The organism is Dietzia sp. NCCP-2495, assembly GCF_026011735.1.
GTDB lineage: Bacteria > Actinomycetota > Actinomycetes > Mycobacteriales > Mycobacteriaceae > Dietzia.
Window position 1 is genome coordinate 84,394 of record NZ_BRVN01000012.1, and the last position, 8,124, is coordinate 92,517.

The following is an 8,124-nucleotide window of genomic DNA, read 5'->3' on the forward strand; positions in this document are numbered from 1 at the left end:
GCTGCTCAGGTGAGGCGCAGAGACGTGAGGCAGGTCAGGTCGTCGGAGTTCGCCGTCGAGACGGGGGCCGTCGCCCGGCGCCCCTCGTGCTCGACGGTGATGTCGCCGGTCATGCCGCGCGGGAGCCAGATCCCGACAAAACCGTTGTCGAAGGTGGTCAGGGTGTCGTCGACCACCGACTCCCCCGCGACCCGGTCGGTGACGGTGACGTGGACCTGCTCGTTCCGCAGTTCTCCGAGGCACGTGGTGAGGCTGTGGAAGTAGCACTCGTGGGTCCGGCTCACATACGGAGCCACCGAGAGGTAGAACTCGTCCGAGGGCATCGGGAGTGCCTGCGTGCGGTCCCCGCTGGTCAGGACCAGTTCGTCGGGCTGAACGGAGGCAATGAGGTCGGTCGACCGCTCCGCGAGGGACGTCGCGTCGAGGCGCTCGATCACCTCCCGCGCATCGAGCCCGGCGAGGCCGTGCTCGTCGGCGATCGAGGAGCCAGCCGACTCCGCCGACCCCGCCGACTCTGCGTTCCCGGCCGACTCTGCGTTCCCGGCCGAACCTGCCGGCCCCACCGACTCCGCCGTGCATCCGGCGGCGGTGACGGCGACCGCCGCCACCGCCGCGAACATCATCCGAATCGCGCTCACGCAGGAACTCCTGTCTCGATATTGCTCGTCGTGGGTGCATCCGATCCGGACGCGGCGACGGTCTGGGGGCGTAGGTCCAGGCGGCGCAACAGTTGGGCGTTGGCCGCCACGACCACTGTGGACAGCGACATGAGGATCGCGCCGACGGACATCGGCATCACGAAGCCGATGGGTGCCAGAACACCTGCGGCCAGGGGCACGGAGATGAGGTTGTACCCACCGGCCCACCACAGGTTCTGGACCATCTTCCGGTAGGTCGCCGCCGACAACTCGCGCACGCTGACGACCGCGCGCGGATCGTCGGACGCCAACACCACGCCCGCCGAGGCGATTGCCACGTCGGTGCCGGCGCCGATCGCGATACCGACATCGGCCTGGGCGAGCGCCGGGGCGTCGTTGACACCGTCACCGACCATCGCCACCGAGCGGCCCTCGGCCTGGAGTTCGCTGACCTTCGCGGCCTTGTCCTCGGGCCTCACGCCCGCGAAGTACCGGTCGATGCCCAGCTCGTCCGAGACGGACGCGGCAACCGCCTCGGCGTCGCCGGTGATCATGACGACCTCGACGCCCCGCGCGTGCAGCGCGTCGACGGCGGCGCGGGACTCGGCCCGGACCTCGTCGACCAGCTTGAGGGCACCGGCGACCTCGCCGTTCACCAGGACGTGGAGGATGATCGCGCCGTCCAGCCGCCATTCGTCGGCTACGGCGAGCTCGCGTCCGTCCTCCTGTTCCAGCAGGTAGGGGCCTCCCACCTGGACCTTGACGCCCTCCACCGTGGCCTCGACACCGACCGCCGGAGAAGAGCTGAAGTCGGTGGCCGGCGGCACCGCCAGCCCACGCTCCTGCGCGGCGGCGACGATGGCCTTGGCCAGTGGGTGCTCGGAGTCCGACTCCGCGGCCGCGGCGAGCGCCAGCAGCCGGTCCCGGCCCTGATCGTCGGCACCATCCGCCCCTGCGCCTCCGGCGGCATGGACCGCGGTGACGGCGGGCGCACCCTTGGTCAGGGTGCCGGTCTTGTCGAACAGGACGGCGTCGACCGTGCGCATGCTCTCCAGTGCGAGACGGTCCTTGATGAGCACGCCGCCGCGGGCCGCCCGCTCGGTCGCGATGGACACGACCAGCGGGATCGCCAGCCCCAGCGCGTGCGGACACGCGATGACCAGCACCGTGATCACGCGGATCACGGCTTGCTCCGGCGTGCCCACGAGCAGCCAGACGACGGCCGTGATCAGCGCCGCGCCGAGTGCGAACCAGAACAGGAGCGCTGCCGCCTTGTCGGCGATCCGCTGCGCCCGGGAGGACGAGCTCTGGGCGTCGGCGACGAGTTTCTGGATCCCGGCCAGCGCGGTGTCGTCGCCGACCGCGCCGATCCGGACCCGCAGGCCGGAGTCCGTGGCGACGGTGCCGGCGACCACCGAGTCCCCCTCGGAGCGGCGGACCGTGCGGGATTCGCCGGTGATCATGGACTCATCCATGCTGGCGGTGCCCTGCACGACCTCACCGTCAGCGGGAACGCTCCCACCGGGTCGGACGACCACGACGTCCCCCACGCGAAGGTCCGCGGGCGAGACGACGACGACCTCGCCGTCGTCGTCGACCTTCTCGGCCTCATCCGGCAACAGCGCGGCCAGCGAGTCGAGGGCCGAGCTGGTCTGGGCGAGGGAGCGCATCTCCACCCAGTGGCCGAGCAGCATGATGACGATGAGCAGCGCGAGCTCCCACCAGAACTCGAGTTCGTGACCGAGCAGGCCGACCGTGGAGCCCCAGGAGGCGACGAACGCGACGGTGATGCCGAGGCTGATCAGCAGCATCATCCCCGGCTGGCGGGACCGGATCTCGTCCCATCCTCCGACGAGGAAGGGCTTGCCGCCCCAGACGTACATGACGGTGCCCAGGATCGGTGCGACCCACAGGCCCCAGCCGGACACCTCGTAGCCGAGCAGCGAGCCGAACATCGGCGAGAACGCGACGGTCGGGATGCCCAGCGCGAGCATGATCCAGAACAGGCGTCGGAACACCTGGACGTGGTCGCCGTGGTCGTGATGGCCGTGGCCGCCATGGCCGTGATGACCGCGACCGTCATGGCCTTCGTGTCCCGCATGCGCGTCATGCCCCGCATGCGCATCGTGCCCTGCGTGCGCATCGTGCCCTGCGTGTGCTTCGTGCACGTCATGCTCCGCATGCCCCACGTGCTGATGGTGGCCGTGAGCGTGGTGGCCGTGCTCGGTGGTCATCGTTTCCCCTTCATCTCGGTCCGGGTGTCCCACACGACTTCAACCGTACCCCAGGGGGGTATATTCCGGCCAGGGTTGTCCGTTCCCGGGGACTGGCGCCGGCAAACGAAGAGCCACGGAGATGTGGGGCGCGCGCCTACTGCCCGTCGAGCAGCTTCTTCATCTCATCGATCTCGGCCTGCTGGGTCTCGATTATCGTCTGGGCCATGTCGATCGCCGGCTGGTAGCTCCCGTTCGCGACCTCGTCCTCGGCCATGGCAACCGCTCCCTCGTGGTGGGCTATCATCTGCTCCAGGAACAACGTTGCGGCCTCAGGCCCGGGCGCGTCGGAGAGCTCCTGCAGCTCCTCCTCGGAGAGCATGCCCTCCATCTCCGACATGTCGTGTCCGCCGTGCCCGCCGTGCTCGTCGGCCGGCATCACCGGCTCGCCCCACTGCTCGAGCCACTCGGTCAGCTGCGCGATCTCCGGCCCCTGGGCGGCCTTGATCTTCTCCGCGAGCGTGGTGACCTCGGCAGGCACGCCGTCCTTGGCCAGAATGATGTCGCTCATCTCGATGGCCTGCTCGTGGTGCGGCATCATCATCTGGGCGAACATCACATCGGCCTCGGAATGCTCAGCTTCAGAATGCTCAGCCGCGGACTCGGCAGCGCTGGTCGTGGTCGCGGTGGTGCCCGTCGTCTCCGACTCGGTTCCGGTGCCGCTGCAGGCCGACAGTCCCAGCAGGACAGCTGCGGCAGCGGCGGTCATCGCCAGCGACTTCTGGTGCATTGTGGAATCCTCTCGTCGGCACTTCGCGGGACCGCCGGTGGTCGCACTGGTGGTCGCACTGGTGGTCGCCGACGATTCTGTCCACTCCGCCCCAGGATTCGGGTCACGGTTTCCTCAAGGTCTGATCAACTTTCCTGTCGTTGGTTAGAAACCACCCTCGGGATAATGGGCCACATGAGCACCCAGCCACGTCGCGCACTGGTCGTCGAGGACGAGCCGGAGATCGCCGACCTCATCGGCAGCTATCTCCGACGCGACGGATTCGACGTCACCCACGCGGACGACGGCGCCAGTGCCGTCCCCCTCGCCCGGCAGGTCGACCCGGATGTGGTGGTGCTCGACCTGGGACTGCCCGGGCTCGACGGCATCGAGGTGTGCCGCCGACTCCGCGTCTTCTCCGATGCCTACGTGGTCATGCTCACCGCAAGGGCCGAGGGGGTGGATACCCTCATCGGCCTGTCCGTCGGTGCCGACGACTACCTCACCAAGCCCTTCAGCCCACGCGAGCTCATGGCCCGGATCCAGGTCATGCTCCGCCGCCCCCGCACCGGAACACCTCCGGACGCAGCACCGGTCGCAGCACCGGGCGCGACTTCCGACACCGGCCGCGCGCGGGACCTGCGCACCCTCGGCACGCTGACCGTGGACCTCGACGGCCGCGAGGTCACTGTCAGAAACTCGCCGGTTCACCTGACCAGGACCGAGTTCGATCTCCTGGCGGTTCTCCTGCGCGACCCCGGCGTCGTCCTGTCCCGTGACCAGCTGATCAACGCGATCTGGGGGCCGGACTGGGTGGGGGACACGCACCTCGTCGACGTCCACATCGGCCATCTGAGACGCAAACTCGGCGACAGCGCGTCACGCGGCACCTTCATCCGCACCGTGCGCGGCGTCGGCTACCGCACCGGAGACGGACAGTGAGCAACCGCACCAGTTTCGGTACCCGGATCCTCGCGGTCCTCATGCTCGTGGCGGTCACCGCCACCCTCTGCGCCTGGGGGGTCGGTGCACTTCTCGCGCCCGGCATCTTCCACGATCACCTGGACATGGTCGGCCTGTCCCAGGACTCCGCCGAGGCGGCGCACATGGAGGAAGCCTTCCAGTCGTCGATGATGGTGTCGTGGGCCGTCGCCCTGGCGGTCTCGCTCGTCCTGTCTCTCATCATCAGCGGATACATCGCGCGGCGCCTCCTCCGGTCGCTCTCCCCGGTGACGGAGTCCGTCCGGGAGATCGCCGGGGGGAACTACGGGTCCCGGGTGGCCAGGCCCGGCATAGGCCGCGAGTTCGACGACCTCGTCACCAGCTTCAACGAGCTCGCCCGTCGTCTCGACGCCGCCGAGACCACGAGGACCCGGATGCTCGCCGACCTGGCCCACGAGATGCGCACCCCGCTCGCCACGATCGACTCTCACCTGGAGGCCGTCGAGGACGGTGTCCGCCGACTGGACGCGAACACACTCACCATTCTGCGGACGGCCACCGGGCGGTTGGGGCGGCTCGCCCGGGACATCGGCGCCGTCTCCCGCGCCGAGGAGCACCTGACCCGGCTCTCCCTCACCCAGACCGACACCCACAGCGTCATCACCGGGGCGGTCGACGCCCTCCGACCCGAGTACGAGGCCAAGGGTGTGGAACTTGCCACCGACATCGATCGGCGCGTTCCGGTCTCGGTCGACCGCGACCGGATCGGTCAGGTGCTGGGCAACCTGCTCCAGAACGCACTCCGACACACCCCACCCGGCGGAACCGTCACCGTCACGGGCCGGCACGGTGAGGGGCTCGCGCAGATCTCGGTCACCGATACCGGCGAGGGCATCGAGCCGCAGCACCTGGACCACCTCTTCGACCGCTTCTACCGCGTCGACACCGCCCGGGACCGCAGGCACGGCGGCAGCGGGATCGGGTTGACCATCAGCCGGGCCCTGACGGAAGCCCACGGCGGGCGACTCCGTGCGTCCAGCGACGGGCCCGGCCGCGGAGCCCGATTCGTCCTCGAGCTGCCGGTCGACCGAACGGTGGCGCCCGCCCGGCGGGGTACGTGACCAGAACCACATAAATGCAGGACGCGCAAACTTGCACAGACTGCAACTGACGGCGCATCATCGTCTGGTGACCACCGACGACCCCGCCGCAGACCCGGCCTGCACCGGCCTGCGCGAGACCAAGAAGGCCCGCACGCGCGCCGCGCTCGCCCGCGCCGCGCTGGAGCTCGCGGCCGAGGAGGGCCTGCAGGGCACGACCGTCGACGCCATCGCGGCCCGGGCCGAGGTGTCCCCGCGGACGTTCTTCAACTACTTCGACTCCAAGGACGAGGCGGTGGTCCACCTGAGCACCGACCGGTTCCGCCGGCTCATGGGGCGGCTGTTCCACGGCTCCGTCGTCGTCGCCCCCTCCACCGACCCGATCCTGCGGATCCGCGACGCCGTGCTGGACTTCCTCCGCGAGTCGGACTCCGACGCGGACGACTCCGCCGACGACGACCTGATGAAGGCGGCGCTCGAGCGGGACCCGTCGCTGTACGGCACGCTCCACACGACGATGACCGCAGTCGGAGTCGAGTTCGAGGCCGCCCTGACCGAGCGCTACGGCTCCGAGGCCGAGCGCGACCGGGCCAGGGTCGGACTGAGCGTCGCGCTGGGACTGACGCAGACGGCCCTGCAATCCGCCCGCTCAGGCCCCTCCGACATCACAGGGACCGCGCTGGCCGACCAGGTCGCCCACTACTTCGACCTCCTCCACACCGCATTCACCACCACCGCGCACACAGAAGAAGGACCACACACCTCATGACCAGCACCTCTCCGGCGCCACACGCGCCTGTCGGGGACGATCCAATGACGCTCACCCCGCGTACGGTCTGGATCATCTTCGGCGCCCTCATGGCCGGCATGTTCCTGGCCTCACTGGACCAGTCGATCCTGGGCCCGGCTATGCCGACCATCGTCGGCGAGCTCAACGGCGTCCAGCACCAGGCGTGGATCATCACGATCTACATCCTCGCCGTGGCTATCACGATGCCGCTGTACGGCAAGTTCGGCGACCTGTTCGGCCGCCGCAAGCTCTTCCTCGCGGCGATCGCGATCTTCACGATCGGCTCGATCGGCTCCGGCGCGGCCGGCTTCTTCACCGACCCTGCCACCGAGGCCGGCTTCTGGGAGCTCGTGGCCTGGCGCGGCGTGCAGGGCCTGGGCGGCGGCGGGCTGATGATCCTGTCGCAGGCAATCATCGCCGACATCGTGCCCGCCTCCGAGCGCGGTAAGTACATGGGCCCGATGGGCGCGATCTTTGGCATCTCGGCCGTCGCGGGCCCGCTGCTCGGCGGCTTCTTCACCGACTCCGCCCACTGGCGTTGGTGCTTCTGGATCAACGTGCCGATCGGCATCATCGCCTTTGTCCTGGCGTGGAAGTACATGCAGCTGCCCACCAAGCGCAGCTCGGCCAAGCTCGACTGGCCCGGCATCCTGTTCATGGTGCTGAGCACCTCGGGCCTGGTGCTCATCACCGACCTCGGCGGCGACCAGCTGGCCTGGGACTCGCCGGGCATAATCGCCATGATCGCCGGCACCGTTGCCAGCGTCATCGCTCTGGTCCTGGTCGAGCGCCGCGCCGAGGAGCCGATCCTGCCGCTGCACCTGTTCACCGGCCGCGTGTTCATCGTGGCCACCGCGATCGCGTTCGTCCTGGGCGTGGCGATGTTCGCGGCAATCGGCTTCATCCCGACCTTCCTCCAGATGTCGACCGGCACCTCGGCCGCCGGCTCGGGCCTGCTCATGCTCCCGATGATGATCGGCCTAATGGCCACCTCGATCGGCTCCGGCATCGCCATCACCAAGACGGGCAAATACCGCATCTACCCAATCGTCGGCATGGCCCTGACCACGGCGACGGTCGCGGTGATGACCCAGCTGACCGGCTCCACCCCGATCTGGCAGATCATGGCCATGCTGCTGTTCTTCGGCGCCGGCCTGGGCTTGGTCATGCAGGTCATCGTGCTGGCCGTGCAGAACGCCGTGGACCCGCACGAGGTGGGCGTGGCGACCAGCTCGAACAACTACTTCCGCGAGATCGGCGCCGCGATCGGCACCGCCTGGTTCGGGTCGCTGTTCACGAACCGCCTGATCGAGAACCTCACCGCGACGGTCGCCGCCAACCCCGAGCAGGCCATGGCGGCGGGCCTCGACCCGAGCGGCGTGACCCCGGCGTTCGTGGCGACCCTGTCCGATCCGCTGCACCAGGGCATCGTGGATTCGTACGCGAACGCGCTGGCCCCGGCGCTGTGGTTCGTGGTGCCGGTCCTGACTGCGGCCTTGATCTTCGCGCTGTTCCTGCCGCAGGTCGAGCTCAGCGACGAGGCCGGGATGATCGCGCGCGGCGAGGCCGTGTGGGATGACGGCAAGGGCGAGATCGTCGAGGTCGGCGGAGAAGACGTCCCTGAGGTCGACGACGACAACGCCACCACCGCGACCGCGCCCACCCCACCACC

General features: G+C 69.2%; 7 protein-coding genes. 4 read left to right on the forward strand and 3 right to left on the reverse strand.

Annotated elements, in window-relative coordinates:
* Positions 1-5: 5 nt before the first annotated feature.
* From OPF83_RS11660 to OPF83_RS11670, 3 genes are all read right to left on the reverse strand, one after another.
* Complete coding sequence (locus tag OPF83_RS11660; protein ID WP_264887626.1) at positions 6-638, reverse strand: CueP family metal-binding protein; 633 nt, start codon at positions 636-638, stop codon at positions 6-8.
* On the reverse strand, positions 635-2,872 hold the full coding sequence (locus OPF83_RS11665; RefSeq protein ID WP_264887627.1) for a heavy metal translocating P-type ATPase: 2,238 nt from the start codon (positions 2,870-2,872) through the stop codon (positions 635-637). Before OPF83_RS11665 ends, OPF83_RS11660 begins: the two co-directional genes overlap by 4 nt.
* 136 nt (positions 2,873-3,008) lie before the next feature.
* Complete coding sequence (locus tag OPF83_RS11670) at positions 3,009-3,641, reverse strand: DUF305 domain-containing protein (protein WP_264887628.1); 633 nt, start codon at positions 3,639-3,641, stop codon at positions 3,009-3,011.
* 174 nt (positions 3,642-3,815) lie between these two features.
* Here OPF83_RS11670 and OPF83_RS11675 point away from each other — a divergent pair, with 174 nt between their 5' ends.
* From OPF83_RS11675 to OPF83_RS11690, 4 genes are all read left to right on the forward strand, one after another.
* Complete coding sequence (locus OPF83_RS11675; protein ID WP_264887629.1) at positions 3,816-4,562, forward strand: response regulator transcription factor; 747 nt, start codon at positions 3,816-3,818, stop codon at positions 4,560-4,562.
* Between the two features lie 41 nt (positions 4,563-4,603).
* Complete coding sequence (locus OPF83_RS11680; RefSeq protein WP_264887637.1) at positions 4,604-5,683, forward strand: cell wall metabolism sensor histidine kinase WalK; 1,080 nt, start codon at positions 4,604-4,606, stop codon at positions 5,681-5,683.
* A 67-nt stretch (positions 5,684-5,750) separates the two neighbouring features.
* Positions 5,751-6,431 carry a TetR/AcrR family transcriptional regulator gene (locus tag OPF83_RS11685; RefSeq protein ID WP_264887630.1) on the forward strand — a complete coding sequence of 227 codons (681 nt, stop codon included), beginning with the start codon at positions 5,751-5,753 and terminating at the stop codon, positions 6,429-6,431.
* Positions 6,428-8,124: MDR family MFS transporter (locus tag OPF83_RS11690; RefSeq protein WP_264887631.1), on the forward strand; the 1,697-nt coding region annotated here is incomplete at its 3' end. The genes OPF83_RS11685 and OPF83_RS11690, both read left to right, overlap by 4 nt.

What these genes read in the sequence shown, in the direction of transcription:
- OPF83_RS11680 (WP_264887637.1), top strand. Translation starts at nt 4,604, where the DNA reads ATGCTCGTGGCGGTCACCGCCACCCTCTGCGCCTGGGGGGTCGGTGCA.
- OPF83_RS11665 (WP_264887627.1), bottom strand. Translation starts at nt 2,872, where the DNA reads ATGACCACCGAGCACGGCCACCACGCTCACGGCCACCATCAGCACGTG.
- OPF83_RS11670 (WP_264887628.1), bottom strand. Translation starts at nt 3,641, where the DNA reads ATGCACCAGAAGTCGCTGGCGATGACCGCCGCTGCCGCAGCTGTCCTG.
- OPF83_RS11675 (WP_264887629.1), top strand. Translation starts at nt 3,816, where the DNA reads ATGAGCACCCAGCCACGTCGCGCACTGGTCGTCGAGGACGAGCCGGAG.